The organism is Streptomyces sp. B93 (genome assembly GCF_018070565.1).
Lineage (GTDB): Bacteria > Actinomycetota > Actinomycetes > Streptomycetales > Streptomycetaceae > Streptomyces.
The window spans coordinates 362,975-389,773 of the sequence record NZ_JAGPXL010000001.1 but is presented as its reverse complement, the minus strand read 5'-3'; the positions used below and the strand labels follow the sequence as shown (position 1 = coordinate 389,773).

Here is a 26,799-nt window from a genome sequence, read left to right as displayed (position 1 = left end):
GCTACTGCTCGCCCAGCGTCACCTCCACCGTCCGCTCGTCACCGTCCCGGGTGAACGTCAGCTTCGTCCGGTCCCCGGGCCGCCGCGCCGCCAGCGCCTCGGCCAGCGAGGTGATGGTGGTGATGTCGTCGTCGCCGAGCCGGGTGATGACGTCCCCGGGCCGGACGCCCGCGTCGGCGGCCGCCCCGCCGTCCTCGACCTCGACGACGGCGACCCCGGCGGGCCGGAACCGGTCGTCGACGATCGTCCGGCCGGTGATGTCGAGCGCGGCCCGGCCGGAGTCGGTGACCCGCCCGTCCTCGATGATCTGGTCGGCGACCGTCCGCACCATCGACGCCGGGATGGCGAACCCGATGCCGGGCGCCTGGCTGTCCGCGCCGCCGCTGCCGGTGGCGGCCAGCGTCGGGATGCCGATCACCTTGCTGTCGAGGTCCACCAGCGCGCCCCCGCTGTTGCCGGGGTTGATCGCGGCCGACGTCTGGATCATGTTGGCGATGGTGGCGCCCGTACCGCCGTCCGTACCGCCCTCGCTGACGGTCCGTCCGGTCGCCGAGACGATGCCCTGGGTCACGCTCGACGACAGCCCGAGCGGCGAGCCCATGGCGAGCACGATCCGCCCCACCTCGACCTTGGCGGAGTCCCCGAACGAGGCAGCCTTCAGCCCGTCCGGCACCCGGTCCAGCTTGATCACCGCGAGGTCCTGCTGGGGGTAGGAGAAGACCAGCTTCGCGCCCTGCGGCTGCTCGCTGCCCGCGGTCGTCACCCGGAACGTCCGCTCCCGGCCGACGACGTGCGCGTTGGTGACGATGTGCCCCTCGTCGTCGTACACGACCCCCGAGCCGAGGTCGTTCCCGGCCTGGATCTGCACCACCGACGGCAGGACGTCCCGGATCGCCTTCTGGTAGTCGTCCTGGAGATCGCTGGCCGCCCGGGGCGCGGCGGCCTGCGCGGTGGTCCCCTCCCGCCGCTCCGCCGACCGCTCCCCGCCCCCGGCGGCGGACGCCGAGCATCCGGTGGCCAGGACCAGGGAGCACACGAGGGCGGCACGGCGGAAACGGGAGACGTCCATGTCCCGAGTCTCGGTTCACGGCGGTCTCCCGGCCCGTCCGGCTCGCCCGAACGAGCGGCGCCGCGGCACGGGGCCGCCGTACCGGCTCAGCCCCGTACGCCGCACAGGTGCAGCAGTGCCGCCACCCGCCGGTAGGGATCCGTCCGCCCGGCCCGCTCCTCGGCCGCGAGCAACTGCTCCAGCTCCTCGGGCCCGGGCGCCTTCGCGCCGTCCGCCACGGTGTCCGTGAAGACCCGCACGCCGTACCAGGCGTACAGCGGCGCCCCGATCCCCGCGAGGGTCGCGGTCAGGGACGCCAGCCGGTCCGCCCGCGCGGCCCGGTCCGGACGGGCCGGGCCCCCCGCGTCGGAGCCGGCCCGGGAGTGCGGGAGGTACGCGGTGGAACCGAAGGCGGCCAGCGCGCCCGCCCAGTCCCCGGCGAGCCCCGGCCGCATCGCCAGCGCGTCGCCGTTGCACACCAGCAGCGACAGCAGCCCGCCCGGCGCGAGCACCCGCGCCAGCCCCGCCAGCAGCGGGTCGGGCTCCTGGACGTACATCAGCACACCGTGGCAGAGCACCACGTCGAAGCTGCCCGGGAGGAAGTGGACACCGGTGTCCCGGCCGTCGCCCTCGATGATCCGCACCCGCTCCCGGATGCCCTCCGGCTCCCCGCGCAGCGCCGACCGCGCGGCCGAGACCGTCCGCGTGTCCTGTTCGAGACCGGTCACCTGGTGCCCGGCCCGGGCCAGCCGCAGCGCCTGCGCGCCCCGGCCCATCCCCACGTCGAGCACCCGCAGCCGCTGCCCGACCGGGAACCGCCCGGCTATCTGCTCCTCCAGCTGCCGGGCCACCAGCTCCTGCCGTACGACGTCACACAGACCGTCCGGCTCGCTCAGCCGGGCGCCCGCCGCGCCCTGGGAGAACGGCGTCGTGCTCAGGGCCGCTCCCCGCGCTTGACCTGCGGCTTCGGCAGCCGGAGACGGCGCATCTGGAGGGACCGCATCAGCGCGTAGGCGACCGCGCCGCGCTTGCTCTCGTCGGGGAAGCGCTCGTTCAGCCGCTTCTTCAGACGGAAGCCGCTCCACGCCGAGTCGACCACGATCAGCACGATCACGAACAGCCACAGCAGCAGCGCGGCGTTCTGGAGCGCCGGGACCCGGACCATGCTCAGGATCAGGATGACCACGGCCATCGGCAGGAAGAACTCGGCGATGTTGAACCGCGAGTCGATGAAGTCACGGGCGAACCGGCGCACCGGCCCCTTGTCCCGCGCCGGGAGATAGCGCTCGTCACCGCTGGCCAGCGCCTGGCGCTGCCGGTCCAGCGCGGCACGCCGCTCCTGGCGCGAGCGCTTGGCGGCGTCCTTGCGCGTCATCGGCGTATTGGCGACGCTGCGGCGCTGGGCCTGGGCCACGCTGCGCTTGGGGGTCGGGCGGCCCTTGGGGGCCTGCGGGTCACGGGTCTCACTGGAGTCGGTCACCAGCGCCTTGTCGGCGGCCGGGGCCTTCTCTTCCTTGGCACGGCTACGGAACACAAAACCCAAGGGTACGGGGTACGGGGGCATGGACCCCAGCCCCGCGGGGAACGATCCGGCAACACCAGTCGTCTGTAGGGGGACAGAGGGGACGCAGCGGACGGTTCGCCCGGGAGGCCTCCCGGGACACCGGGTCTCCACCCGGGTGTCACCTACTCCTCACGCCGGAGCGGTGCCGTCGGCAGTCGTCCTTGGGGATGAGCGCATCCGTCCCCGAACAGTGCGTCAATGGATGCAGGGCCCGTACTGTGGGTTCTGTCGCAGAGCTGGAGCTGGAGTCCGTCAGAAGGGGGCGCGCGAAGCCCATGAGCGGTGTCATGAAGCGTATGGGGATGATCTTCCGCGCGAAGGCGAACAAGGCCCTTGACCGGGCCGAGGACCCGCGCGAAACCCTCGATTACTCGTACCAGAAGCAGCTTGAGCTGCTCCAGAAGGTGCGCCGCGGCGTAGCCGACGTGGCCACCTCCCGCAAGCGCCTGGAGCTCCAGCTGAACCAGTTGCAGCAGCAGTCCTCCAAGCTGGAGGACCAGGGCCGCAAGGCGCTCGCCCTGGGCCGGGAGGACCTGGCCCGGGAGGCGCTGTCCCGGCGGGCCGCGCTCCAGCAGCAGGTGACCGACCTCGAGACGCAGCACGCCACGCTCCAGGGCGAGGAGGAGAAGCTCACCCTGGCAGCCCAGCGGCTCCAGGCCAAGGTCGACGCCTTCCGTACGAAGAAGGAGACCATCAAGGCCACCTACACCGCGGCGCAGGCGCAGACCCGGATCGGGGAGGCCTTCTCCGGCATCTCCGAGGAGATGGGCGACGTCGGGCTGGCGATCCAGCGCGCCGAGGACAAGACGGCCCAGCTCCAGGCCCGGGCCGGCGCGATCGACGAACTGCTCGCCTCCGGCGCCCTCGACGACCAGTCGGGTATGGCCAAGGACGACATCCAGGCCGAGCTGGACCGGCTCTCCGGTGGTACGGATGTAGAGCTGGAGCTCCAGCGCATGAAGGCGGAGCTGGCCGGAGGCACCACCGGTGGCCAGCAGGCCATCGAGGGCGGCACGGGCCAGTCGCAGTCCCAGGCCCAGTCGCAGCCCCAGCAGCAGCCGCAGGACAGCCCGCGCTTCGACAAGCAGTAGGCCCACGCCGAGGAGGGCGTCGTGATCGTACGGATCATGGGGGAGGGGCAGGTGAAGCTGGCCGACAGCCACTTCACCGAGCTGAACAAGCTCGACGACGAGCTGCTCGCCGAGATGGAGAGCGGCGACGAGGAGGGCTTCCGCCGCACCCTGGGCGCCCTCCTGGACGCGGTGCGCCGCATGGGCACCCCCCTCCCCGACGACGCCCTGGAACCCTCGGAGCTGATCCTCCCGTCACCCGACGCGACCCTGGAGGACGTCCGGGAGATGCTCAGCGACGACGGGCTGATCCCGGGCGTGTGAGGCACCCGTCACGCCCGGTGCCAAGCCCTGTGCGGACGCCGTACCGTAAGCAGGCGTGAGCACCCCCACCGTAGAGCGCGCCCGGCACTGGCTGACGTCCCACCCGCTGGCGCTCGACGCCGCGCTGGCGGCGGGCGTGCTGGTCTGCATGGTCGCCGGGTCGTTCGTGGACCCGCGCGGTGAGGACGGCGTCACCTGGGGGCTGCGCACCCCGGACCCGTTCAGCCTGGTGCTCATGGCGTTTGGCGCCGCCGCGCTGGTGCTCAGGCGCCGCGTCCCCAAGACCGTCCTCGCCCTCACCGGCACCGTCTCCCTCGTCGAGTCCGTCACCGGCGACCCGCGCGCCCCCGTCGCGATGTCCGCCGTCATCGCCCTCTACACCGTCGCCGCCAGCACCGACCGCCCCACCACCTGGCGCATCGGCCTGCTCACCATGACCGTGCTGACCGGCGCGGCGATGCTCGCCGGGCCGCTGCCCTGGTACGCGCAGGAGAACCTGGCGATCTTCGCCTGGACCGGCATGGCGGCGGCGGGCGGGGACGCCGTGCGCAGCCGCCGGGACTTCGTGCAGGCCATCCGGGAGCGCGCCGAGAAGGCCGAGCGCACCCGGGAGGAGGAGGCCCGCCGCCGGGTCGCCGAGGAGCGGCTGCGCATCGCCCGCGACCTGCACGACGTGGTCGCCCACCACATCGCCCTGGTCAATGTGCAGGCCGGGGTCGCCGCCCATGTCATGGACAGACGGCCCGACCAGGCCAAGGAGGCCCTGGCACACGTACGGGAGGCCAGCCGCTCGGCGCTGAACGAGCTGCGGGCCACCGTCGGGCTGCTGCGGCAGTCCGGCGACCCGGAGGCGCCGACCGAGCCCGCGCCCGGCCTCGCCCGTCTCGACGAACTCGCCGGCACCTTCCGCAGCGCCGGGCTCCGGGTGGAGGTGGCCCGCGCCGACCACGGCACCGAGTTGCCCGCCGCCGTCGACCTCGCCGCCTACCGGGTCATCCAGGAAGCCCTCACCAATGTGCGGAAGCACGCCGGTCCCGACGCCAAGGCCGAGGTGAGCGTCGTCAGGGTGGGGCCGAACGTGGAGATCACCGTCCTCGACGACGGCACCGGCGAGGGCGAGCTGCCGACCGCCGGGGGCGGTCACGGCCTGCTCGGCATGCGGGAGCGGGTCGGCGCGCTGCGCGGCACCCTCACCACCGGCCCCCGCTACGGGGGCGGCTTCCGCGTCCATGCGATCCTGCCCGTCAAGGCGGGCCCCCGGGCCACCGCACCCACCGCCACCGAGAAGGACCCCGTATGACGATCCGTGTCCTGCTCGCCGACGACCAGGCCCTGCTGCGCAGCGCGTTCCGGGTGCTGGTCGACTCCGAACCCGACATGGAGGTGGTCGGCGAGGCGTCGGACGGCGCGGAGGCGGTGCGGCTGGCGAAGGAGCGGCGCGCCGACGTCGTCCTGATGGACATCCGGATGCCCGGCACCGACGGTCTCGCCGCCACCCGCCTGATCAGCGCCGACCCCGCCCTGGCCGAGGTCAGGGTGGTCATACTGACCACCTTCGAGGTCGACGACTACGTGGTGCAGTCGCTGCGCGCGGGCGCCTCCGGGTTCCTCGGCAAGGGGTCCGAGCCGGAGGAGCTGCTGAGCGCGATCCGGGTCGCGGCGGGCGGTGAGGCGCTGCTGTCCCCGGCGGCCACCAAGGGGCTGATCGCCCGGTTCCTGGCGCAGGGCGACGGCGCCGACGACGGCCGGGACCCGGCCCGCGCCGAGCGGCTGGACGCGCTGACCGTGCGGGAGCGGGAGGTGCTGGTGCAGGTCGCGGGCGGCCACTCCAACGACGAGATCGCCGAGCGCCTGGAGGTCAGCCCGCTCACGGTGAAGACGCACGTCAACCGCGCCATGGCCAAGCTGGGCGCCCGCGACCGGGCCCAGCTGGTGGTGATCGCCTACGAGTCGGGGCTGGTACGTCCGAGGGTGGACTGACCTCCGGCGGCCGTACCGCGCCCGGAGTAGGCGGCGCACAAGAAATGGACCCAGAGGCTACGAAGCGGCTCTCGCCGATGGCCCAGGGTGTAGGAACGGACGCTCCCATGCGCCCCTCCCTCCGCTCAGGCCACAGAAGAGAGACGCGTAACCCACTGTCCTGGCTGTCCAGGTTCAGCCTGGCCCAACGGGCCCTCATAGGGCTGATGTCGATCATCGCGCTCGCGTTCGGCGCGATCGCGATACCGCAGCTGAAGCAGCAGCTGCTGCCCACCGTCGAACTGCCCATGGTCTCGGTGATCGCGCCGTACCAGGGAGCGTCGCCCGATGTGGTCGAGAAGCAGGTCGTCGAACCCATCGAGAACCATCCAACGCGATCGTGCTGATCGACCTGATCAACCAGTACCGCGCCCGGGGCCACGGTGTCATCGAGGCGGTCATCGACGGTGGCCGCCACCGGCTGCGCCCGATCCTGATGACGGCCCTGGCGACGATCTTCGCCCTGCTGCCGATGGCGATGGGCGTCACCGGCGAGGGCGGCTTCATCGCCCAGCCGCCGGTGGCGGCGGAGCCGGAGCCCGCGCAGGTCTAGGGGCTGTCCGGCGGATCAGGTCGCAGGAAACCTGCGGCCACTCGTCAGCACAGGTGAGTGGGGTCTGGTGCGTCCAGCTGCAAGGCGGAGGAGGGCGTCGACGCGATGGGGGCGCCCCCGCGCGAGCGCAGTCGAGCGTGGGGGAGTCGGCAACCGACGACAACGCCGCTGGGGGTCCCCCCTGCTCGAAGAGCTTGGGGGAGGGCGTGCCAGACCCCACGTCTGCGACATGATCCGCCGGGCAGGCCCTAGCCGTGGGCAAGCGAGAAGGGGCCGCACCTGCCAGGGTGCGGCCCCTTCTTCCTCGTACGGCTACGGCAGCGCCAGCATCCGCTCCAGCGCCAGCTTGGCGAACGCCTCGGTCTCCCGGTCGACCTCGATGCGGTTGACCAGCTTGCCGTCGGCGAGCGATTCGAGGGCCCAGACCAGGTGGGGCAGGTCGATGCGGTTCATGGTGGAGCAGAAGCAGACCGTCTTGTCGAGGAAGACGATCTCCTTGCCCTCGGGAGCGAAACGGTTCGCCAGGCGGCGGACCAGGTTCAGCTCGGTGCCGATGGCCCACTTGGAGCCCGCCGGGGCGGCCTCCAGCGTCTTGATGATGTACTCGGTGGACCCGACGTAGTCCGCGGCGGCGACGACTTCGTGCTTGCACTCGGGGTGCACCAGGACGTTGACGCCGGGGATGCGCTCGCGCACGTCGTTGACGGAGTCGAGGTTGAAGCGGCCGTGCACCGAGCAGTGGCCGCGCCACAGGATCATCCTGGCCGCGCGCAGCTCGTCGGCGGTCAGACCGCCGTTCGGCTTGTGCGGGTTGTAGACGACGCAGTCCTCAAGGGACATGCCCATGTCGCGGACGGCGGTGTTGCGGCCGAGGTGCTGGTCCGGCAGGAAGAGGACCTTTTCGCCTTGCTCGAAGGCCCAGTCCAGGGCGCGCTTGGCGTTGGACGAGGTGCAGATGGTGCCGCCGTGCTTGCCGGTGAAGGCCTTGATGTCGGCGGAGGAGTTCATGTACGACACGGGGACGGTGACGTCGGCTATCCCGGCCTCGGTCAGCACGTCCCAGCACTCGGCGACCTGCTCGGCCGTCGCCATGTCGGCCATCGAGCAGCCCGCGGCGAGGTCGGGCAGCACGACCTTCTGGTCGTCGCCGGTGAGGATGTCGGCGGACTCGGCCATGAAGTGCACACCGCAGAAGACGATGTACTCCGCCTCCGGGCGCGCGGCCGCGTCCCGGGCCAGCTTGAAGGAGTCACCCGTGACATCGGCGAACTGGATGACCTCGTCGCGCTGGTAGTGGTGGCCGAGCACGAACACCTTGTCGCCGAGCTTCTCCTTCGCCGCGCGGGCGCGCTCGACCAGGTCGGGGTCGGACGGCGAGGGCAGGTCACCGGGACACTCGACACCGCGCTCGCTCCTCGGGTCGGCCTCACGGCCGAGAAGCAGCAGGGCGAGGGGCGTCGGCTGTACGTCGAGCTCCTGGGTCTGGGCGGTGGTCACGACACGCACCCTTTCTGTTCTGCGGCTCGCCGGGACCGGAGATCCGGACCCGGCGGGACAAGCGGGACACCGTTTCGACTTCTCGTCGAATTGACGCTATCTATCATAACCGGTTCACGTCAGTTTGACGATGGGCCATAGCGTCCATGTGACGTGAATCCCGACGGAGGGCCGTTCATTCCCGAAAGGGCCGTTTTCCGCTCCACCACGCGTGTGCGAGCATGAAGAAAGACGCCCCGGAATGAATCCGCGGCCCCGCCGGTTGCAACCGTCGGCAAGCAGTCTCCGTACAACCCGGGAGAGATGTAGATGTCCGTATCGGACGAGACCAGCACCGTCACCGACGGCATCATCCTGACCGACGCCGCCGCGTCCAAGGTCAAGGCCCTGCTCGACCAGGAAGGCCGTGACGACCTCGCCCTGCGCGTCGCCGTCCAGCCCGGCGGCTGCTCCGGCCTGCGCTACCAGCTCTTCTTCGACGAGCGCTCCCTCGACGGCGACGTGGAGAAGGACTTCGGCGGCGTCAAGGTCGTCACGGACCGGATGAGCGCCCCGTACCTGGGCGGCGCCACCGTCGACTTCGTGGACACGATCGAGAAGCAGGGCTTCACGATCGACAACCCGAACGCGACGGGCTCCTGCGCCTGCGGCGACTCCTTCAGCTGAGTCGTCACCACACACGCGGCCGGCGGCGGCTCCTCAGGACGAGGAGCCGCCGCCGGCCGCGTATGCGCTCACCTCACCGGGGCAGCCGCGCCCCCGGCTTCTCCAGCGGGACCGGCTCACCGTCCGTGCCGACCACCTTCCGGTCGCCCAACGGCTCGTCCAGCTGCACCGTCTTGTGGTGGACCTTGGCGATCAGGATGCAGACCTTGTCCTTCCAGGGCTTCTCGGTCACCTTCACGGTCACCCGCCGCGCGCTCTCCGTCGCGGTCACCGTGTAGTCCGCGCACACCCCGGCGGTGAAGGCGACGGTCAGCTCCGTCCCCTCCGCCGTATAGGCGTCGACATCCAGGTCACGAGTGCTCGGCGCCGCGGTCGGCTCGTCGTCCGGCCCGGTCGGACGCGGACTGGGCTGCGCGGGCGGCTCCTCCGACGGCGCCCCGGGAGCCGTGAGGAACTCGGGTTCGATGGCCGGATACGTCACCGTGAAGGCGTCCCGCGCCCCCGGCGCCCGCACCTCGAACAGCCATGACGGCACCAGCGTCTGCCGCGCCTGAACGAAGTGCGAGGCCAGCCCGAACACGGCCGACTCCACCTCGACGGGCTCGGCCGCGGAGACCTCCGGCACGACGCTCGCACCCTCGCACGGCCCCCGGTCCTCCAGCGGTACGGGACTGGCGCAGCCGCCGATGCCCGCGCGCCCGGAGCCGACGGCGCCGGGAGCGGCGTCGTTCATCAGCTCCAGCGACTCCTCGGCCGTGATCACCGGGTACGTGTCCCCCTTCACCGGCGCCTTCAGCTGCCCGCTCCCGCCGACGACCTCGCCCCGCGCGTCGACGGTCACCCCGGTCGGCCAGCCGTACGTCGGCAGCCCGCCGATCACCGGGTCGGCGTTGACCATCCGCTGGGCGCCCATGACCCGGCCCGCGTCGATCTTCGCGTCGTCCTGCCCGACCGCCTTCAGCACCGGCGCCGCGGCCTTCCGCGCGGTCGCCTCGTCCACCGGGTCGACCGTCGCGCCGGGCCCCTTTCCCGCACCGGGCCCCTTCGTACAGCTCTCGCGGCCCTGGCAGTTGTCGGAGCCGGGAGCGTGGCGGTGGAAGGTCCAGGTGCCGGACGCCCGCCGGTTCACCTGGAGGCTGGGCCCCGAACCGTCCTGCCCGCCGACCCGCCAGGCCTGCCCCTCGAGCACCGGCCCGCCCTCCAGCCCGAGCGCCGCGGCCAGCCGGGCCACCTCCGCCTCGGTGACCTCACCCCGCGCCCGGTACACGGCCGCCGAGTCCGGACCGTCGGGGAGCGTGCCGGAGGCCCGGTAGGTGACACCGTTCGGGTCGGGCTCGCCCGGCGCGATGCCGTGCGTCCCGCCGCCGTCCGCGTAGCCGTCCAGCGCCAGCGGCGGCGGGGTCCCGCCCGCACCCGGCGCCGCGCCGGAACCCCCGGAGGCCGACGTCGCGAGATACGCCCCACCGCCCCCGGCGACCAGCACCGCCGCGGCCACGGCGAACACCAGCGCGCGCGACCGGCGCCGGGCACCCCGTCCGGCCTCGGCGTCCTCGTCCACGGCGGCACCCTCGCCCACGGCGGTGTCGCCGGTCGGCTCCCGCTGGGCGTCGTCGTCGGGTCGGTCGGTGTTCACCGCATCGCTCCTTCGGCTGCGCAGCCGGTCCGCTGTCCAGCTGCCGTATCCCATATCCCCCTCGAAGGGGGACAGCGATGGGACGCAGCGGGGGAGCGCACGGTTCCCCGGACCACGCCGGTCGGGTCACCGCGTCCCGGTCAGTCGCCGTAGTCGGACATCGCGTCCAGCAGCCGGGCCGAGGCGGGCGGCACCGACACACCGTGGATCAGGGAGGGGGAGACGGGCAGCGGAGTGATCCGGTCGGGCGCGGCCCAGTGGGGTGCCATCCGGGCGCAGTCACCCAGCAGCGCGTCCAGCCCGCCCTCCGGCTCGGCCGGAACGGCACGCCTGGTCTTGAGGTTCGTCATAGCGGAACCGTAGGCACGGTAGGGCCCGCGAAGAAAGATCTACTATCGGGTAGTTTCGGCCGCTTCAGTGCCACCCACGCAGCGGGTAGCGTGAACTGTCAACGCGACCCCCAGGCCCGTCCGCCTCCTCAGGAGAGTCCACGCCGTGCGCATCGCAGTCACCGGCTCCATCGCCACCGACCATCTCATGACCTTCCCCGGCCGCTTCGCCGACCAGCTCGTCGCGGACCAGCTGCACACGGTCTCGCTGTCCTTCCTGGTCGACCAGCTCGACGTACGCCGGGGCGGCGTGGGCGCCAACATCGCCTTCGGCATGGGCCAGCTCGGCACCCGGCCGATCCTGGTCGGCGCCGCGGGCTCCGACTTCGACGAGTACCGCGCCTGGCTGGACCGGCACGGCGTCGACACCGGCTCGGTCCGTATCTCCGACACCCTGCACACCGCGCGCTTCGTCTGCACCACCGACGCCGACCACAACCAGATCGGCTCGTTCTACACCGGCGCCATGAGCGAGGCCCGCCTGATCGAGCTGAAGACGGTCGCGGACCGGGTCGGCGGGCTCGACCTGGTCTCCATCGGCGCCGACGACCCCGAGGCGATGCTCCGGCACACCGAGGAGTGCCGCTCCCGGAACATCCCGTTCGCCGCCGACTTCTCCCAGCAGATCGCCCGCATGGACGGCGAGGAGATCCGCATCCTGCTGGACGGGGCGACGTACCTCTTCTCCAACGAGTACGAGAAGGGCCTCATCGAGTCCAAGACCGGCTGGAGCGACGAGGAGATCCTCGGCAAGGTCGGCCACCGCGTCACCACCCTCGGCGCCCGCGGCGTACGTGTCGAGCGCGCCGGTGAGGAGCCCATCGAGGTCGGTTGCCCCGCCGAGGAGCGCAAGGCCGACCCGACCGGCGTCGGCGACGCCTTCCGCGCCGGGTTCCTCTCCGGCCTCGCCTGGGACGTCTCCCTGGAGCGCGCCTGCCAGATCGGCTGCATGCTGGCCACCCTGGTCATCGAGACCGTCGGCACCCAGGAGTACCAGCTGCGCCGCGCCCACTTCATGGACCGCTTCGCCAGGGCCTACGGCCAGGAGGCCGCCGCCGAGGTGCAGAAGCACCTCGCCTGACCCGGACGCGAGGCCCTACGCCAGCCGGCGGACCACATAGGCGACGCCCCGGTCCGCCGGTTCCTCACCGACGTACTCCTGCCCGCGCATCTCGCACCACGCCGGAATGTCCAGGCGGGCCGCCTCGTCGTCGGACAGGACCCGGACCGTGCCGCCGACCGGGACGTCCCCGATGACCTTGGCCAGCTCGATCACCGGGATGGGGCAGCGCTTGCCGAGGGAGTCCACGACGAGCGCGTCCGCCCCCGCGGGCGTCACCGGCGCCGGTGACGGCGCCCCCAGCTTCTCCCGCACCCCGGCCACCGCCCCCGGCAGCACCTGAAGGAACCGCTCCACGTCCTCCTGAGCCGCCCCCATCGGCAGCGACACCCGCACATTGCCCTCGCTCAGCACGCCCATCGCCTTCAGCACATGGCTGGGCGTCAGCGTGCTGCTGGTGCACGACGATCCGGACGACACGGAGAAACCGGCCCGGTCCAGCTCGTGCAGCAGCGCCTCCCCGTCGACATAGAGACACGAGAAGGTGACGATGCCGGGCAGCCGCCGCCCCGGATCGCCGACCACCTCCACATCGGGCACCGCCCCCGCCACCCGCGCCCGGATCCGCTCCGTCAGTTCCCGCAGCCGCGCCGCTTCCTCGGCCGCCTCCGCCCGCACCGCCCGCAGCGACGCCGCCGCGGCCACGATCGCCGGGATGTTCTCGAACCCGGCCGCCCGCCCCGACTCCCGCTCGTCCACCGGCCCTTGCGCCGCGAACCGCACCCCCTTGCGCACGACCAGCAGCCCGACCCCCGACGGCCCGCCCCACTTGTGCGCGCTCGCCGCCAGCAGCGACCAGTCACCGTCCACCGGCCCCCACCCCAGCGACTGCGCCGCGTCCACCAGCAACGGCACCCCCGCCGCCCGGCACACCTCGGCCACCTCCGTCACCGGCTGCACCGTCCCGACCTCGTGGTTGGCCGACTGGAGGCACGCCAGCGCGGTGTCCGACCGCAGCGCGGCCGCGTACCCCTCGGCCGTCACCGCCCCCACCCGGTCCACCGCGACCCGGCTCACCGCACCGCCGTCGGCCTCGTGCACCTCCGCCGCGTGCAGCACCGAGGAGTGTTCGACCGCTGACACGATCAGGTGACGTCCCACCCGCCGCCGTCCGGCCAACGCGCCCGCCACGCCCGAGTGCACGGCCCGGGTTCCGGACGCCGTGAACACCAACTCGTCCGCCCGGCACCCCACCGCCTCGGCAGCCGCCTCCCGAGCCGCGTCCAACAGCATCCGGGCCCGCCGCCCTTCCCGGTACAACCGCGCCGGATCAGCCCACCCCTCATCAAGCGAGGCGTGCAACGCCTGCCGGGCGACGGGATGCAGAGGAGCAGCGGAAGCGGCATCAAAGTAGGCCATACGGCCACGCTAAACGCCGGGTGCGGGAAGCGGCCTTTCAGGGGCGCGGGGAACTGTGCGAACAACCACAACGCACCCGCACCCGCCAAACCAGCGAACCACCCCCTTCACTAGGCACCCCTCCCCGCGACCCCCGACAAGGCGTCGGCTAGGGTTTGGTCCGCATAAACATCCAAACCCCTGCCCGACGCAGGGCGGCGACCGACCAGCGAGAAGGCCGCAGCCGACCGCGCGGGCGAGACTCTCGGGAAGGCGCTACGTGAGTCCCAACGGCTCCGACCGCTCGCCGCGGCGCCCGATGCGGCGGAAGCTGCTGCAGGCACTGACCGCGGGCCTGGTCCTGGCGACCGCCACCGGTTGCACATGGGAGGACTTCCCCCGCCTTGGTATGCCCACCCCAACCACGGAAGAGGCTCCGCGGATCCTCTCCCTGTGGCAGGGGTCCTGGGCTGCCGCGCTCGCCGTCGGCGTGCTGGTGTGGGGCCTGATCCTGTGGAGTGCTTTCTTCCACCGGCGCAGCCGCACCAAGGTGGAGGTACCTCCGCAGACCCGGTACAACGTGCCCATCGAGGCCCTGTACACGGTCGTACCGATCCTCATCGTCTCGGTGCTGTTCTACTTCACCGCCCGCGACGAATCGAAGCTGCTCGAACTGAAGGACGAGCCGGACGTCACGGTCAACGTGGTCGGCTTCCAGTGGAGCTGGTGCTTCAACTACATCGAGAACGTCGAAGGTTCCACGGGTGACGCGAAGACGTCCAAGGAACTGGACGCGATCCCGGACCGCTACAAGGAGGCGTTCCCGGCCGACGCCGGCGGTGTCTACACCTGCGGTACCCCGGGTGAGCGCAACCCGCAGACCGACAACCCCGGGCCGACCCTGTGGCTGCCCGAGGGCAAGCGCGTCCGCTTCGTCCTGACCTCGCGTGACGTCATCCACTCCTTCTGGGTGGTGCCGTTCCTGATGAAGCAGGACGTCATCCCGGGTCACACCAACGCCTTCGAGGTGACGCCGAACCGGGAGGGCACCTTCCTGGGCAAGTGCGCCGAGCTGTGCGGTGTCGACCACTCCCGGATGCTGTTCAACGTGAAGGTCGTCTCCCCTGAGCGCTACGAGCAGCACCTCAAGGACCTCGCGAAGAAGGGGCAGACCGGTTACGTTCCCGCCGGCATCGCGCAGACGAGCCACGAGAAGAACCGGGAGACGAACAACCTGTGAGCATCGTCAACGAACCTCAGGGCGCCTCGGCGGCGGCTGAGTCCTCGTACTACGAGGACGAGATGCCCGTCCGGCGCCGACAGCCCGGCAACGTCGTGGTGAAGTGGCTGACGACCACCGACCACAAGACGATCGGAACGCTGTATCTGGTCACCTCGTTCGCCTTCTTCTGCATCGGCGGTGTGCTCGCGCTCTTCATGCGCGCCGAGCTGGCCCGTCCGGGTACGCAGCTGATGTCGAACGAGCAGTTCAACCAGGCGTTCACGATGCACGGCACGATCATGCTGCTGATGTTCGCCACGCCGCTCTTCGCGGGCTTCGCGAACTGGATCATGCCGCTCCAGATCGGTGCCCCCGACGTCGCGTTCCCGCGGCTGAACATGTTCGCCTACTGGCTCTACCTGTTCGGCTCGCTGATCGCGGTGGGTGGCTTCCTCACCCCGCAGGGCGCGGCCGACTTCGGCTGGTTCGCGTACTCCCCGCTGTCGGACGCGGTCCGTTCGCCGGGTCTGGGCGCCGACCTGTGGATCATGGGCCTGGCCTTCTCCGGCTTCGGCACCATCCTCGGCTCGGTCAACTTCATCACCACGATCATCTGCATGCGCGCGCCCGGCATGACCATGTTCCGCATGCCGATCTTCACCTGGAACGTGCTGCTGACCGGTGTGCTGGTCCTGCTCGCCTTCCCGGTGCTGGCCGCCGCGCTGTTCGCCCTGGAGGCGGACCGCAAGTTCGGGGCGCACATCTTCGACTCCGCCAACGGCGGCGCGCTGCTGTGGCAACACCTCTTCTGGTTCTTCGGCCATCCAGAGGTGTACATCATCGCCCTGCCGTTCTTCGGCATCATCAGTGAGATCATCCCGGTCTTCTCCCGCAAGCCGATGTTCGGCTACTCGGGTCTGATCGCGGCGACCATCGCCATCGCGGGTCTCTCCGTGACGGTGTGGGCGCACCACATGTACGTCACCGGCGGTGTGCTGCTGCCGTTCTTCGCCTTCATGACGTTCCTGATCGCGGTCCCGACCGGTGTGAAGTTCTTCAACTGGCTGGGCACGATGTGGAAGGGCTCGCTCTCCTTCGAGACGCCGATGCTCTGGGCCACCGGCTTCCTGATCACCTTCCTCTTCGGTGGTCTGACCGGTGTCATCCTGGCCTCGCCGCCGCTGGACTTCCACATCTCCGACTCGTACTTCGTGGTGGCGCACTTCCACTACGTCGTCTTCGGCACCGTCGTCTTCGCGATGTTCGCGGGCTTCCACTTCTGGTGGCCGAAGTGGACCGGCAAGATGCTCGACGAGCGTCTCGGCAAGGTCACCTTCTGGACGCTGTTCGTCGGCTTCCACGGCACCTTCCTGGTGCAGCACTGGCTGGGAGCCGAGGGCATGCCGCGCCGGTACGCGGACTACCTCGCGGCGGACGGCTTCACCGCCCTGAACACCATCTCGACGATCGCCTCGTTCGTGCTCGGCCTGTCGATCCTGCCGTTCTTCTACAACGTGTGGAAGACGGCCAAGTACGGCAAGCCGGTCGGCGTCGACGACCCGTGGGGCTACGGCCGCTCCCTGGAGTGGGCGACCTCCTGCCCGCCGCCGCGGCACAACTTCCTCACGCTGCCGCGGATCCGCAGTGAGTCCCCCGCGTTCGACCTGCACCACCCTGAGATCACGGAGTACGAGCAGCTCGGCTCCGGCGGAGCTTCCGCGGCCGTTCTCGCGGGCGGCAAGGAGGCGAGCAAGTGAAGATCCAAGGCAAGCTCTTCATGTGGCTGAGCCTGTTCCTGCTGATCATGGCCATCGTCTATGGCCTGTGGTCGAAGGAACCGGCCGGCACCACCGCCCTCTTCCTGGCGTTCGGCCTGGCCATCATGGTCGGCTTCTACCTCGGCTTCACGGCCAGGCGGGTGGACGCCGGGGCGCAGGACAACAAGAACGCGGACGTCGCGGACGACGCGGGCGAGCTGGGCTTCTTCAGCCCGCACAGCTGGCAGCCGCTGTCGCTGGCGATCGGCGGCGCCCTCGCCTTCCTGGCGATCGCGGTCGGCTGGTGGCTGCTGTACTTCTCCCTGCCGCTGGTGCTGATCGGCGTCTACGGCTGGGTCTTCGAGTACTACCGCGGTGAGAACCGCACCCAGTAGCACACGCCTCGCGCAGAGGAGCCCGGACACTCCGCCAGGAGGGTCCGGGCTCCTCCGTTTCGCCCAGCGGTCCTCCCCCGGGCGGGTCACCCCGCGCGCCGAAGCGGGTGCGGCTTCCTAGCGTGGGGTCATGAGTCGCACAGTGTTCTCCCGGGACCCCGGCTCCGGCGTCCCGCGTACCCGCACCACCGTCGGCTGCACGCTGCTGGTGCTCGCGCTCGGCGCGGGCGCCACCTCGTGCAGCGACGACGGCAACCCGCTCGCGTCCGTCCCGTACGACGCCGCGGACCAGGTCTCCTTCAAGGGCCCCGGCAAGGACGGCAGGAAGGCCGACCCCAGCAAGCCCCTGGAGGTCACCACCGAGGGCTCGGACGGCCGTATCACGGACGTCACGGCCGTGGACGCCACCGGACGCCATGTGGCGGGCGAACTCGCCGCCGACGGCAGCCGCTGGCACAGCACCTCCCCGCTGGCCGCCGACGCCCGCTACACGGTCCGGGTGAGCACGGAGGACGAGGACGGCGCCCCCGGCCGCCGGGTCCTCACCTTCGACACCGGCAAGCCGCTCACCAAGAAGCGGCTGAACGTCACCTTCGGCCCCAAGACGGGCACGTACGGCGTCGGCCAGCCCGTCACCGCGGAACTCAGCCAGCCCGTCAAGGACAAGGCACAGCGTGCCGTCGTCGAACGCGCCCTGAAGGTGGACTCCCGCCCCTGGGTGGAGGGCGGCTGGCACTGGGTGTCGGACACCGAACTCCACTACCGGCCCAAGGAGTACTGGCCCACCCAGGCCACCGTGCGGGTCCGCAGCAACCTGGACGGCATCAAGATCAGCGACCGGCTCTGGGGCGGCACCGCCAAGCCGCTGAAGTTCACCACCGGGGACCGGGTCGTCGCCGTCGCCGACGCCGCCGCGCACCAGCTGACGCTCTACCGCAACGACGAGGAGGTCAAGTCGATCCCGGTCACCACCGGAAAGCCCGGCTTCGAGACCCGCAACGGCGTCAAGGTCGTCCTCGCCAAGGAGTACTTCGTACGGATGCGCGGCACCAGCATCGGCATCGCCGAGGGGTCGGCGGAGTCGTACGACCTGCCCGTCTACTACGCCACCAGGGTCACCTGGAGCGGCGAGTACGTGCACGCCGCCCCCTGGTCGGTGGGCTCCCAGGGCTCCGCCAACGTCAGCCACGGCTGCGTCGGCATGAGCACCGCCAACGCCGAGTGGTTCTTCGACAACGTCCGCGAGGGCGACCTGGTCAAGGTCGTCAACTCCCAGGGCGACGTGATGGAGCCCTTCGGCAACGGCTTCGGTGACTGGAACGTCCCCTGGCAGAAATGGCGCGAAGGCAGCGCCCTCAGCGAGACCGGCCCCCGCCACGAACAGACGGCCCGCCTACAGCCAACGGCGACGTGACGCACCCCGAGGGGGCGCGGCTCACGCGTTCAAAGAGACACCGTTCCGCAACAGACCGGCCAAGGCCTGAGCGAACTCGACCGGCTCCACCGGCGAGGTGACCGCCGCGTCCGCCCGGCTCCACGTCGCCAGCCACGCGTCCTGCGGACGGGCGATGAGCACCAGCACCGGCGGACAGTTGAAGATCTCGTCCTTGATCTGCCGGCAGACGCCCATGCCCCCCATGGGCACGGCCTCCCCGTCCAGCACGCACGCGTCGATGCCGCCCTTGTCCAGCTCCCTGACGACGGCTTCCGGCGTGGCGCACTCGATGAACTCCACCACCGGCACGTCCGGGGCAGGCCGTCGCCCGGTCGCCAGCCGCACCTGCTCGCGGGTGTTGGAGTCGTCGCTGTAGACCAGCACCGTGGCGGTCGGCTGCATGCTTCCTCCGGGACGTCAGCGTCGTACGGAAAGGCCTGTCACGGCGGATGCTACTCCCTCGGGCACCCGCGCTGAACACCTCGTCAGGACCGGTTGCGGGCCAGCAACACTCCGAACGGCACCCCCCGGAGTGAGGGCGGGATAAGCGACCGACATAATGTCGGTCGTGGCGACAGCAACGACAGTAGATACCGGGCACGCGCACCCGTCGGTCAACCGGCCGAACCTCACCAGCGTCGGAACCATCATCTGGCTGAGTTCCGAGCTGATGTTCTTCGCGGCCCTCTTCGCGATGTACTTCACCCTGCGATCGGTGACGGGTCCCGATTTCTGGAAGGAACAGGCCGACGCCCTGAACTTCCCGTTCTCGGCGACCAACACCACGATCCTGGTGCTCTCCTCCCTCACCTGCCAGCTCGGCGTGTTCGCCGCCGAGCGCGGTGACGTGAAGAAGCTCCGGATGTGGTTCATCGTCACCTTCATCATGGGTGCGATCTTCGTCGGCGGGCAGGTGTACGAGTACACCGAGCTGGTCAAGCACGAGGGCCTCTCGCTCTCGTCGGACGCGTACGGCTCGGCGTTCTACCTGACCACCGGCTTCCACGGACTGCACGTGACGGGCGGCCTCATCGCCTTCCTGCTGGTCCTCGGCCGCACCTACGCGGCCCGGAGATTCACCCATGAGCAGGCGACCGCCGCCATCGTCGTGTCCTACTACTGGCACTTCGTCGATGTCGTCTGGATCGGCCTCTTCGCCACGATCTACATGATCAAGTAGCCGGGCCCGCTCCCGAACCTTCCCGAAGCATCGACGCAGAAGATCCTGACACCGGGGTAATCCGTGAAAAAGCTCTCCGCACGACGACGCCATCCGCTGGCGGCGATCGTCGTCCTACTCCTCGCGCTGGCGGCCACTGGGGGGCTGTACACCGCGTTCGCACCCGCGGGCAAGGCGCAGGCCGACGAGACCGCTGCGTCCTCCCAGTCTCTCGCCATCGACGAGGGCAAGAAGCTCTACGCAGTCGGCTGCGCCAGCTGCCACGGCACCGGCGGTCAGGGCACCTCCGACGGCCCCAGCCTGGTGGGCGTGGGCGCCGCGGCCGTCGACTTCCAGGTCGCCACCGGCCGTATGCCTGCCGCGACCTCCGAGGGCGCGCAGGTGCCGCGCAAGAAGAACATCTACTCGCAGGCCGAGATCGACCAGCTCGCCGCGTACATCGCCTCCCTCGGCGCCGGTCCGGCCGTGCCGACCGAGGAGCAGTACAGCGTCGAGGGCGCCGACATCGGCAAGGGCGGCGAGCTGTTCCGCAACAACTGCGCGCAGTGCCACAACTTCACCGGCAAGGGTGGTGCCCTCACCAAGGGCAAGTACGCGCCGACCCTCGAGGGTGTCGACCCCAAGCACATCTACGAGGCCATGCTCACCGGCCCGCAGAACATGCCCTCCTTCCCCGACACCACGCTGACGGAGCAGAACAAGAAGGACATCATCGCCTACCTGGACGCGGTCAACGGCGATGAGACGGTGAACCCCGGCGGTCTTCAGCTGGGCGGCCTGGGACCGGTCAGCGAGGGCCTCTTCGCCTGGGTCTTCGGTCTGGGCGCACTGATCGCCGTCGCCGTCTGGGTCGCCGCTCGGACCGCAAAGGCCAAGAAGTCATGAGTAGCCAAGACATTCCAGAAGAGAACCTGCCCGCTGAGCAGGACACCAGCCATGGCGCGGTGGGCGTCGCGGACGAGAAGCACCCGTTCGCCGACCCCGGTCTGCCGCCGCACGAGTACCGCGTCCAGGACATCGACGAGCGGGCCGCCAAGCGGTCCGAGCGCACGGTCTCCCTGCTGTTCACGGTGTCGATGCTGGCCACCGTCGGCTTCATCGCCGCGTTCGTGGCGATCCCCGTCGACGAGTCGGTCTTCATCTTCCCGTTCGGGCACATCAGCGCGCTGAACTTCGCCCTGGGCCTGACCCTCGGCATCGCGCTGTTCTGCATCGGCGCGGGTGCGATCCACTGGGCGCGCACCCTGATGTCCGACCACGAGATGGTGCAGGAGCGGCACCCGGTCGAGGCGTCGCCCGAGCTGCGGGCGACGATCCATGAGGAGTTCAAGCAGGGCGCCAAGGAGTCGCAGCTCGGCCGCCGCAGGCTGCTGCGCAACACCATGCTCGGCGCGCTGACCCTCGTTCCGCTCACCGGTGTGGTGCTGCTGCGCGACCTCGGTCCGCTGCCCGGCACCAAGCTCCGCCACACCCTGTGGAGCAAGGGCAAGCTGCTCGTCAACATGAACACCGACGAGCCGCTGCGGCCCTCCGACATCGCCGTCGGCTCGCTCACCTTCGCCAAGCCCGAGGGCCTGGACGAGCACGCCGAGGACTTCAACAACGAGATCGCCAAGGCCGCCCTGATGATCGTCCGGCTCCAGCCGGGTGACATCAAGGACAAGCGCGAGCTCGAGTGGTCGCACGAGGGCATCGTGGCGTACTCCAAGATCTGCACCCACGTCGGTTGCCCGATCTCGCTGTACGAGCAGCAGACGCACCACGTCCTGTGCCCGTGCCACCAGTCCACCTTCGACCTGTCCGACGGGGCCCGGGTCATCTTCGGCCCCGCCGGACACGCCCTTCCGCAGCTGCGGATCGGCGTGAACGACGAGGGGTACCTCGAAGCGCTCAGCGACTTCGAGGAGCCCGTCGGTCCTGCATTCTGGGAGCGCGGATGAGCACTACCGCCAGCACGAGCCCAGGCGCCGACGCGCCGGGCCGCACCCGCGGAAAGGCTCCGGCCGGCGAGCGCGTCGCCGACTGGGCCGACGGACGCCTGGGGGTCTACTCCCTGGCCAAGAACAACGTGCGCAAGGTCTTCCCCGACCACTGGTCGTTCATGTTGGGTGAGGTCGCGCTCTACAGCTTCCTGATCATCATCCTCACGGGTGTGTATCTGACGCTGTTCTTCCACCCGTCGATGAACGAGGTGGAGTACCACGGCTCCTACGTCCCGATGCAGGGACAGCTGATGAGTGAGGCGTACAAGTCGACGCTGGACATCAGCTTCGACGTCCGCGGCGGTCTGCTGATCCGGCAGATCCACCACTGGGCGGCGCTGATCTTCCTCGCGGCGATGTTCGTGCACATGATGCGCGTGTTCTTCACCGGCGCGTTCCGCAAGCCGCGTGAGGTCAACTGGCTGTTCGGCTTCACGCTGTTCGTCCTCGGCATGTTCACCGGCTTCACCGGTTACTCGCTCCCGGACGACCTGCTCTCCGGCACCGGTGTCCGCTTCACGCAGGGCGCGATCCTGTCCGTGCCGATCGTGGGCACGTACATCTCGATGTTCCTGTTCGGCGGCGAGTTCCCCGGCCACGACTTCGTGGCGCGGTTCTACGCCATCCACATCCTGCTGCTGCCGGGCATCATGCTCGGCCTGGTGGTCGCCCACCTGATCCTGGTCTGGGTGCAGAAGCACACGCAGTTCGCGGGTGCCGGGAAGACCAACAAGAACGTCGTCGGCATGCCGTTCATGCCGGTCTACGTCGCCAAGGCCGGAGGCTTCTTCTTCCTGGTCTTCGGTGTCATCGCGGTCATCGCGGCCATCGCGCAGATCAACCCGATCTGGGCGCTGGGCCCCTACCGGCCGGACATGGTCTCCACGGGCGCCCAGCCCGACTGGTACATGGGCTTCGCCGAGGGTCTGGTCCGCTACTTCCCGGGCTGGGAGGTCAACTTCTGGGGTCACACGCTCGTCCTGGGCGTGTTCATCCCGCTGGTGATCTTCGGTGTGGTACTGGTGGTCCTCGCGGCCTACCCGTTCATCGAGGCCTGGGTCACCGGCGACAAGCGCGAGCACCACATCCTGGACCGTCCGCGCAACGCCCCGACGCGTACCGCGTTCGGCGTCGCCTGGATCACGATGTACATGATCACGCTGGTCGGTGGTGGCAACGACCTCATCGCCACCCACTTCGACCTGTCGATCAACGCGGTCACCTGGTTCGTCCGGATCTTCTTCTTCGCCGGACCGGTCATCGCGTTCATCGCCACCAAGCGGATCTGCCTCGGCCTCCAGCGCCGGGACAAGGACAAGGTGCTGCACGGCCGGGAGACCGGCACGATCAAGCGCCTGCCGCACGGCGAGTTCATCGAGATCCACGAGCCGCTCAGCCAGGACCAGCTGCACACCCTCACGGCCCACGAGCAGTACAAGCCGATCGAGATCGGCCCGACGGTCGACGAGAACGGTGTGGAGCGCAAGGTGAAGGGCTCCGAGAAGCTGCGCGCCAAGCTCAGCAAGGCGTACTTCAACGAGGAAGCCCAGATCGCCAAGCCCACCGTCGAGGAGTACAAGGAGATCACGAGCGGCCACGGCCACCACTGATCCCGCGTTCGCCACGCCACGCCGAGGGCCCCCGTCCGAACACCGGACGGGGGCCCTTCGCCGTGCCCGGACCTGGATAGGCTGGCCCCACGGACATCTCCGAGGACATCTCTACGACGATCAGGAGCGGCTGATGAGCGCTGTGACCCCCGCTGGAGGCGACACCGCGGCGGGCCGTTCCTGGCCCGTGCTGCTGAACGGCCTGCTGGACGGGCAGGACCTGAGCGCCGACGCCACCGCCTGGGCGATGGGCCGGATCATGAGCGGTGAGGCGACCGACGCCCAGATCGCCGGGTTCGCGGTGGCGCTGCGGGCCAAGGGGGAGACCGTCGAGGAGATCTCCGGCATGGTCCGGACGATGTACGAGCACGCCAATGTGATCGAGGTGCCGGGGGACACCGTCGACATCGTCGGCACCGGCGGCGACGGCGCCAAGACGGTGAACATCTCCACGATGTCCTCGATCGTCATCGCCGGAACCGGCGCGAAGGTCGTCAAGCACGGCAGCCGGGCCGCGTCCTCGGCGTCCGGCGCCTCCGACGTCCTGGAGAAGCTCGGCGTCAATCTGGAGCTGTCGCCGCAGCGGGTGGCGGAGGTCGCCGAGGAGGCCGGGATCACCTTCTGCTTCGCGGTGAAGTTCCACCCGGCGCTGCGTCATGTGGCCGCCGCCCGCGGCCAGTTGGGCATCCGCACCACCTTCAACTTCCTCGGTCCGCTCACCAACCCGGCCAAGGTGCGGGCGCAGGCCGTGGGGGTCGCCTCGCTCCGGATGGCGCCGATCATGGCCGGGGTGCTCGCCGAGCGCGGCAACTCCTCCCTCGTCTTCCGCGGCGACGACGGCCTCGACGAGCTGACCACCACCTCGACCTCCCGGGTGTGGGTGGTCCGGGACGGCAAGGTCACCGAGGAGACCTTCGACCCGGCGGACGTCGGCATCGAGCGGGTGCCGGTCGAGGCGCTGCGCGGCGCCGACGCGTCCTACAACGCCGAGGTGGCCCGACGGCTGCTGGAGGGCGAGCGGGGTCCGGTGCGGGACGCCGTACTGCTGAACTCGGCGGCGGCCCTCGCGGCCCTGGAGCCGGAGGACGGCCCCTTGGTGGACCGGATCCGCTTCGGCATGGAGAAGGCCGCGGAGTCGATCGACTCGGGTGCGGCCAAGCGCACGCTGGACCGCTGGGTGGCGGTCAGCAACGCGTGACGCGGGCGGGGGCGCGGTCCAGAATCCGGACCGCGCCCTTGCGCGCCGATGATCGTATGGCAGGATGCTGTACCAGGTCATGAGTGACAGCTTCCAGGCCCCGGCTGGCTGTCCGGCAACCCTCCGTCCGTGGCGGGGTGCCCCGGGTGAGGACCAGGCCGTGAACAGCAAGGTTCATGGCAAGCGCGGTCGTCGAGGAGTTCTTCCGTGAGCCAGCGAATGCGATAGGGCCGCCGAGCCCCGCCTCCGCGCACCCTTCTCTCTTCTCCTTCCTCGCACGGGAGTTCGCCATGTCCGTCGCCCCGTCTGTCTGTGCCCCACTGCCCGTTCTGGGCCGGGATGTCACCGTTCCCCTCGCCGACGGCACCCAGGTGCCGTACGCCGCCCTCGACTACGCCGCCAGCGCGCCCGCGTTGCAGCGGGTCTGGGACGACGTGGCGGTGTACGCGCCGTACTACGGGAGTGTGCACCGCGGTGCCGGGCACCTGTCGCGGCTGTCGACGGAGCTGTTCGAGAACGCCCGCCGGACCGTCGCCGGGTTCCTGGACTGCCGCGCCGACGACCAGGTGGTCTTCACCCGGTCCACCACCGACTCCCTCAACCTGCTCGCCGCCGCGCTGCCCGAGGACTGCCAGGTCTTCGTCTTCGAGGCCGAGCACCACGCCGCCCTGCTGCCCTGGCGGCACGCCCGCCTCACCGTCCTCGACGCGCCGCGCGGCCCCCGGCAGGCCGTCGACGCCCTGGAGCGCGCCCTCGCCGACCGTGACCCTTCCCCAAGCTCTCGGCTGTGCTCGAGCAGGGGAGGCCCCTATGGCCCCGCCCTGGTCTGTGTCACCGGAGCCTCCAACGTCACCGGCGAGCTGTGGCCGGTACGGGAACTGGCCGCCGCCGCGCACGCGCACGGCGCCCGGATCGTCCTCGACGCCGCCCAGCTCGCCCCCCACCACCCGGTGAGCGTCCGTGACCTGGACGTGGACTGGGTCGCCTTCTCCGGGCATAAGCTGTACGCGCCCTTCGGCTCCGGGGTGCTGGCGGGGCGTCCCGACTGGCTGGGGTCCGCCGAGCCCTACCTCGCGGGCGGCGGCGCCAGCCGCAGCGTCGTGCGGCGCGCGGACGGGGGAGTGGACGTGGAGTGGCAGGAGGGCGCCGCCCGGCACGAGGCGGGCTCGCCCAACGTCATCGGCGCCCATGCCATCGCCTCCGCCTGCGCGGCGCTCACCGGGGCGGGCTTCGAGAACCTGCTCGCCCGGGAGCGGTATCTGATCGACCGCGTCCGCGCGGGGCTGGCCGAGGTGCCCGGGGTCAGGTTCCTGTCGCTGTTCGGCGACGACGCGCCGCGCGTGGGCGTGCTCTCCTTCGTCGTCGACGGCTGGGACAGCGCCGACCTCGCCACCGCCCTGTCCACCGGCTACGGCATCGGGGTGCGCGCGGGCCTGTTCTGCGCCCACCCGCTGCTCCGCACCCTCCTGGGCGGCGACCCGGGGACCCGCGGCGACTGCGGGACGCCCGGCGACCTCAACGCCGTCCGGGTCAGCTTCGGCGCGGGCACCCCGGACGAGCACGTCGAACGGTTCGTACGGGCGGTGCGGGAGCTGGTGGCCGAGGGCGGCCCGTGCGGTCAGCGGACGAGCGCGGGCTGAGTCGGCAGGCGGGCGCCCAGCACGATCATCCGCAGGGCGCGTTCGGTGGCGTCGGTGAGGAGTTCGGCGCCGCGCACCAGCGCCTCGGCCAGTTCCATCGGCGCGGGCACGATGCCGTGGCAGGCGTCCACGCCGGGCACCTCGTGGGCGCCCTCGCCCAGGGTGCCCGCCAGGGCGAGGACCGGCCGCCCGGACAGCTTGGCGCGCCGGGCGACCTCCGCCGGGACCTTCCCGCGCGGCGTCTGGTCGTCCAGGGCGCCCTCGGCGGTGATCACCAGGTCGGCGCGGGCCAGCCGGGCGTCCAGGTCCAGGTGATCCAGGAGCACTTCGAAGCGCGGGAGCAGCCGGGCACCCAGCGCGGCGAGCCCCGCGCCCAGCCCGCCCGAGGCGCCGGTGCCCGGCCCCTGCCGCAGGTCGGCCCCGGCTGGGGCGAGGTCGCGGGTGAGGACGTACGCCCAGTTCTCGAGACCCGCCGACAGTTGCTCCACCCGCGCGGGTGTCGCGCCCTTCTGCGGGCCGAAGACCCGGGCCACGCCGCGTTCGCCGCACAGCACGTTGTACGGGTTGCAGGCGACGCGCAGTTCGACGTCCCGCAGCCGGGGGTCGAGGCCGCGGGCGTCGACGCGGGCGAGCCGGGTCAGTTCCCGCCCGCCGAAGGGCAGTTCGCGGCCGTCGGCGTCCAGCAGCCGGGCGCCGAGCGCCTGGAGCGCGCCCGCGCCGCCGTCCGAGGTGCCGGAGTCGCCGCAGCCGACGAGGATCCGCCGTACGCCGGTGTCCAGGGCGGCGCTGATCAGCTCGCCGACGCCGTGGGTGGTGGTGACCCCGGGGTCGCGCAGTGCGCGGGGGACCAGGGACAGGCCCGCCACCGCCGCCATCTCCACGACGGCGGTGTCCCGGTCGCCGAGCAGGGCGAAGTGGGTGCCGAGGCGTTCGCCGACCGGCCCGGTGGCGGTGCGGGCGACCAGCCGTCCCCCGGTGGCGGCGGCGAGCGCGGCGGCCGTGCCCTCACCGCCGTCCACCAGGGGCACGGGGTCGATCCCGGCGTCCGGCAGGACCCGGCGCACCCCGGCGGCGATGGCGTCCGCGGCGGCCTCGGCGGACAGGGACTCCTTGAAGCCGCTGGGGGCCACGACGACTCGGTTCAGCACGGCGGTCTCCT

Annotated in this window: 25 protein-coding genes, 1 pseudogene and 1 riboswitch; of the genes and pseudogenes, 17 read left to right on the top strand and 9 right to left on the bottom strand. The window is 70.9% G+C overall.

Annotated elements, in window-relative coordinates:
• Position 1 precedes the first annotated feature (1 nt).
• The 3 genes from KBY47_RS01825 to KBY47_RS01815 form a co-directional block, all read right to left on the bottom strand.
• Positions 2-1,069: a S1C family serine protease gene (locus tag KBY47_RS01825; RefSeq protein ID WP_210919045.1), complete on the bottom strand. Its 1,068-nt coding sequence runs from the start codon at positions 1,067-1,069 to the stop codon at positions 2-4.
• Between the two features lie 86 nt (positions 1,070-1,155).
• Positions 1,156-1,899 carry a bifunctional 2-polyprenyl-6-hydroxyphenol methylase/3-demethylubiquinol 3-O-methyltransferase UbiG gene (locus KBY47_RS01820; RefSeq protein WP_210919044.1) on the bottom strand — a complete coding sequence of 248 codons (744 nt, stop codon included), beginning with the start codon at positions 1,897-1,899 and terminating at the stop codon, positions 1,156-1,158.
• An 83-nt stretch (positions 1,900-1,982) separates the two neighbouring features.
• Positions 1,983-2,612, bottom strand: a complete 630-nt coding sequence (locus KBY47_RS01815) for a DUF3043 domain-containing protein (protein WP_210919043.1) — start codon at positions 2,610-2,612, stop codon at positions 1,983-1,985.
• Between the two features lie 275 nt (positions 2,613-2,887).
• Between KBY47_RS01815 and KBY47_RS01810 the strand changes: the two genes are divergently transcribed.
• The 5 genes and pseudogenes from KBY47_RS01810 to KBY47_RS37320 all read left to right on the top strand — a co-directional run.
• The gene (locus tag KBY47_RS01810) at positions 2,888-3,703 is read left to right on the top strand and encodes a PspA/IM30 family protein (protein ID WP_210919042.1); all 816 of its coding nucleotides are present in this window, start codon (positions 2,888-2,890) and stop codon (positions 3,701-3,703) included.
• A gap of 21 nt (positions 3,704-3,724) precedes the next feature.
• A complete protein-coding gene (locus tag KBY47_RS01805; RefSeq protein WP_210919041.1) occupies positions 3,725-4,006 on the top strand; it encodes a hypothetical protein in 282 nt (93 codons plus the stop codon).
• A gap of 55 nt (positions 4,007-4,061) precedes the next feature.
• The gene (locus tag KBY47_RS01800) at positions 4,062-5,306 is read left to right on the top strand and encodes a sensor histidine kinase (RefSeq protein ID WP_210919040.1); all 1,245 of its coding nucleotides are present in this window, start codon (positions 4,062-4,064) and stop codon (positions 5,304-5,306) included.
• Positions 5,303-5,986 carry a response regulator transcription factor gene (locus KBY47_RS01795; protein WP_210919039.1) on the top strand — a complete coding sequence of 228 codons (684 nt, stop codon included), beginning with the start codon at positions 5,303-5,305 and terminating at the stop codon, positions 5,984-5,986. Before KBY47_RS01800 ends, KBY47_RS01795 begins: the two co-directional genes overlap by 4 nt.
• Positions 5,987-6,141: 155 nt before the next feature.
• Positions 6,142-6,506 (top strand): annotated as a pseudogene (locus KBY47_RS37320) (efflux RND transporter permease subunit); the annotation flags it as partial.
• A gap of 384 nt (positions 6,507-6,890) precedes the next feature.
• Here the strand turns inward: KBY47_RS37320 and nadA are convergent.
• On the bottom strand, positions 6,891-8,075 hold the full coding sequence (nadA, locus tag KBY47_RS01780) for a quinolinate synthase NadA (RefSeq protein WP_210919037.1): 1,185 nt from the start codon (positions 8,073-8,075) through the stop codon (positions 6,891-6,893).
• A gap of 309 nt (positions 8,076-8,384) precedes the next feature.
• On the opposite strand from nadA, the gene KBY47_RS01775 reads away from it, so the two are divergent.
• Positions 8,385-8,741, top strand: a complete 357-nt coding sequence (locus KBY47_RS01775) for an iron-sulfur cluster assembly accessory protein (RefSeq protein ID WP_043406853.1) — start codon at positions 8,385-8,387, stop codon at positions 8,739-8,741.
• A gap of 73 nt (positions 8,742-8,814) precedes the next feature.
• On the opposite strand, the gene KBY47_RS01770 is transcribed toward KBY47_RS01775, so the two are convergent.
• Positions 8,815-10,374 carry a hypothetical protein gene (locus KBY47_RS01770; RefSeq protein WP_308405005.1) on the bottom strand — a complete coding sequence of 520 codons (1,560 nt, stop codon included), beginning with the start codon at positions 10,372-10,374 and terminating at the stop codon, positions 8,815-8,817.
• Between the two features lie 140 nt (positions 10,375-10,514).
• A complete protein-coding gene (locus KBY47_RS01765; protein WP_210919036.1) occupies positions 10,515-10,724 on the bottom strand; it encodes a hypothetical protein in 210 nt (69 codons plus the stop codon).
• Positions 10,725-10,869: 145 nt separating this feature from the next.
• Here KBY47_RS01765 and KBY47_RS01760 point away from each other — a divergent pair, with 145 nt between their 5' ends.
• Complete coding sequence (locus tag KBY47_RS01760) at positions 10,870-11,844, top strand: carbohydrate kinase family protein (RefSeq protein WP_210919035.1); 975 nt, start codon at positions 10,870-10,872, stop codon at positions 11,842-11,844.
• Between the two features lie 15 nt (positions 11,845-11,859).
• Here the strand turns inward: KBY47_RS01760 and KBY47_RS01755 are convergent, their stop codons facing one another.
• Complete coding sequence (locus KBY47_RS01755) at positions 11,860-13,242, bottom strand: cysteine desulfurase/sulfurtransferase TusA family protein (RefSeq protein WP_210919034.1); 1,383 nt, start codon at positions 13,240-13,242, stop codon at positions 11,860-11,862.
• A 259-nt stretch (positions 13,243-13,501) separates the two neighbouring features.
• On the opposite strand from KBY47_RS01755, the gene coxB reads away from it, so the two are divergent.
• The 4 genes from coxB (at position 13,502) to KBY47_RS01735 (ending at position 18,009) form a co-directional block, all read left to right on the top strand.
• Complete coding sequence (coxB, locus tag KBY47_RS01750) at positions 13,502-14,461, top strand: cytochrome c oxidase subunit II (RefSeq protein ID WP_210919033.1); 960 nt, start codon at positions 13,502-13,504, stop codon at positions 14,459-14,461.
• Positions 14,458-16,200: a cytochrome c oxidase subunit I gene (gene ctaD, locus KBY47_RS01745; protein ID WP_210919032.1), complete on the top strand. Its 1,743-nt coding sequence runs from the start codon at positions 14,458-14,460 to the stop codon at positions 16,198-16,200. The genes coxB and ctaD overlap by 4 nt, the downstream gene beginning before the upstream one ends.
• Positions 16,197-16,595, top strand: coding sequence for a cytochrome c oxidase subunit 4 (locus KBY47_RS01740; RefSeq protein ID WP_210919031.1), 399 nt, complete (start codon positions 16,197-16,199; stop codon positions 16,593-16,595). Before ctaD ends, KBY47_RS01740 begins: the two co-directional genes overlap by 4 nt.
• 130 nt (positions 16,596-16,725) lie before the next feature.
• The gene (locus KBY47_RS01735; protein ID WP_210919030.1) at positions 16,726-18,009 is read left to right on the top strand and encodes an Ig-like domain-containing protein; all 1,284 of its coding nucleotides are present in this window, start codon (positions 16,726-16,728) and stop codon (positions 18,007-18,009) included.
• A 21-nt stretch (positions 18,010-18,030) separates the two neighbouring features.
• On the opposite strand, the gene KBY47_RS01730 is transcribed toward KBY47_RS01735, so the two are convergent.
• On the bottom strand, positions 18,031-18,432 hold the full coding sequence (locus tag KBY47_RS01730; RefSeq protein WP_210919029.1) for a response regulator transcription factor: 402 nt from the start codon (positions 18,430-18,432) through the stop codon (positions 18,031-18,033).
• A gap of 157 nt (positions 18,433-18,589) precedes the next feature.
• Here KBY47_RS01730 and KBY47_RS01725 point away from each other — a divergent pair, with 157 nt between their 5' ends.
• The 6 genes from KBY47_RS01725 (at position 18,590) to KBY47_RS01700 (ending at position 25,640) form a co-directional block, all read left to right on the top strand.
• Complete coding sequence (locus tag KBY47_RS01725; protein WP_210919028.1) at positions 18,590-19,210, top strand: heme-copper oxidase subunit III; 621 nt, start codon at positions 18,590-18,592, stop codon at positions 19,208-19,210.
• Between the two features lie 63 nt (positions 19,211-19,273).
• Positions 19,274-20,095, top strand: a complete 822-nt coding sequence (locus tag KBY47_RS01720; RefSeq protein ID WP_210919027.1) for a c-type cytochrome — start codon at positions 19,274-19,276, stop codon at positions 20,093-20,095.
• Complete coding sequence (locus KBY47_RS01715) at positions 20,092-21,150, top strand: ubiquinol-cytochrome c reductase iron-sulfur subunit (RefSeq protein ID WP_210919026.1); 1,059 nt, start codon at positions 20,092-20,094, stop codon at positions 21,148-21,150. The genes KBY47_RS01720 and KBY47_RS01715 overlap by 4 nt, the downstream gene beginning before the upstream one ends.
• The gene (locus KBY47_RS01710; RefSeq protein ID WP_210919025.1) at positions 21,147-22,802 is read left to right on the top strand and encodes a cytochrome bc complex cytochrome b subunit; all 1,656 of its coding nucleotides are present in this window, start codon (positions 21,147-21,149) and stop codon (positions 22,800-22,802) included. Before KBY47_RS01715 ends, KBY47_RS01710 begins: the two co-directional genes overlap by 4 nt.
• Positions 22,803-22,935: 133 nt before the next feature.
• Positions 22,936-24,000: an anthranilate phosphoribosyltransferase gene (trpD, locus tag KBY47_RS01705; protein ID WP_210919024.1), complete on the top strand. Its 1,065-nt coding sequence runs from the start codon at positions 22,936-22,938 to the stop codon at positions 23,998-24,000.
• Between the two features lie 75 nt (positions 24,001-24,075).
• Positions 24,076-24,192: riboswitch (SAM riboswitch) on the top strand.
• Between the two features lie 98 nt (positions 24,193-24,290).
• Positions 24,291-25,640 (top strand): aminotransferase class V-fold PLP-dependent enzyme, encoded by a 1,350-nt coding sequence (locus KBY47_RS01700; protein WP_210919023.1) that lies wholly within the window; start codon positions 24,291-24,293, stop codon positions 25,638-25,640.
• Here KBY47_RS01700 and KBY47_RS01695 read toward each other — a convergent pair.
• Positions 25,619-26,788 (bottom strand): glycerate kinase, encoded by a 1,170-nt coding sequence (locus KBY47_RS01695; RefSeq protein WP_210919022.1) that lies wholly within the window; start codon positions 26,786-26,788, stop codon positions 25,619-25,621. The two genes, KBY47_RS01700 and KBY47_RS01695, sit on opposite strands and share 22 nt — an antisense overlap.
• Between the last annotated feature and the right edge of the window lie 11 nt (positions 26,789-26,799).

What these genes read in the sequence shown, in the direction of transcription:
- KBY47_RS01765 (WP_210919036.1), bottom strand. Translation starts at nt 10,724, where the DNA reads ATGACGAACCTCAAGACCAGGCGTGCCGTTCCGGCCGAGCCGGAGGGC.
- KBY47_RS01825 (WP_210919045.1), bottom strand. Translation starts at nt 1,069, where the DNA reads ATGGACGTCTCCCGTTTCCGCCGTGCCGCCCTCGTGTGCTCCCTGGTC.
- KBY47_RS01735 (WP_210919030.1), top strand. Translation starts at nt 16,726, where the DNA reads ATGAGTCGCACAGTGTTCTCCCGGGACCCCGGCTCCGGCGTCCCGCGT.
- KBY47_RS01775 (WP_043406853.1), top strand. Translation starts at nt 8,385, where the DNA reads ATGTCCGTATCGGACGAGACCAGCACCGTCACCGACGGCATCATCCTG.
- KBY47_RS01795 (WP_210919039.1), top strand. Translation starts at nt 5,303, where the DNA reads ATGACGATCCGTGTCCTGCTCGCCGACGACCAGGCCCTGCTGCGCAGC.
- KBY47_RS01725 (WP_210919028.1), top strand. Translation starts at nt 18,590, where the DNA reads ATGTCGGTCGTGGCGACAGCAACGACAGTAGATACCGGGCACGCGCAC.
- KBY47_RS01815 (WP_210919043.1), bottom strand. Translation starts at nt 2,612, where the DNA reads ATGCCCCCGTACCCCGTACCCTTGGGTTTTGTGTTCCGTAGCCGTGCC.
- KBY47_RS01810 (WP_210919042.1), top strand. Translation starts at nt 2,888, where the DNA reads ATGAGCGGTGTCATGAAGCGTATGGGGATGATCTTCCGCGCGAAGGCG.
- KBY47_RS01715 (WP_210919026.1), top strand. Translation starts at nt 20,092, where the DNA reads ATGAGTAGCCAAGACATTCCAGAAGAGAACCTGCCCGCTGAGCAGGAC.
- KBY47_RS01710 (WP_210919025.1), top strand. Translation starts at nt 21,147, where the DNA reads ATGAGCACTACCGCCAGCACGAGCCCAGGCGCCGACGCGCCGGGCCGC.
- KBY47_RS01755 (WP_210919034.1), bottom strand. Translation starts at nt 13,242, where the DNA reads ATGGCCTACTTTGATGCCGCTTCCGCTGCTCCTCTGCATCCCGTCGCC.
- KBY47_RS01700 (WP_210919023.1), top strand. Translation starts at nt 24,291, where the DNA reads ATGTCCGTCGCCCCGTCTGTCTGTGCCCCACTGCCCGTTCTGGGCCGG.
- trpD (WP_210919024.1), top strand. Translation starts at nt 22,936, where the DNA reads ATGAGCGCTGTGACCCCCGCTGGAGGCGACACCGCGGCGGGCCGTTCC.
- KBY47_RS01730 (WP_210919029.1), bottom strand. Translation starts at nt 18,432, where the DNA reads ATGCAGCCGACCGCCACGGTGCTGGTCTACAGCGACGACTCCAACACC.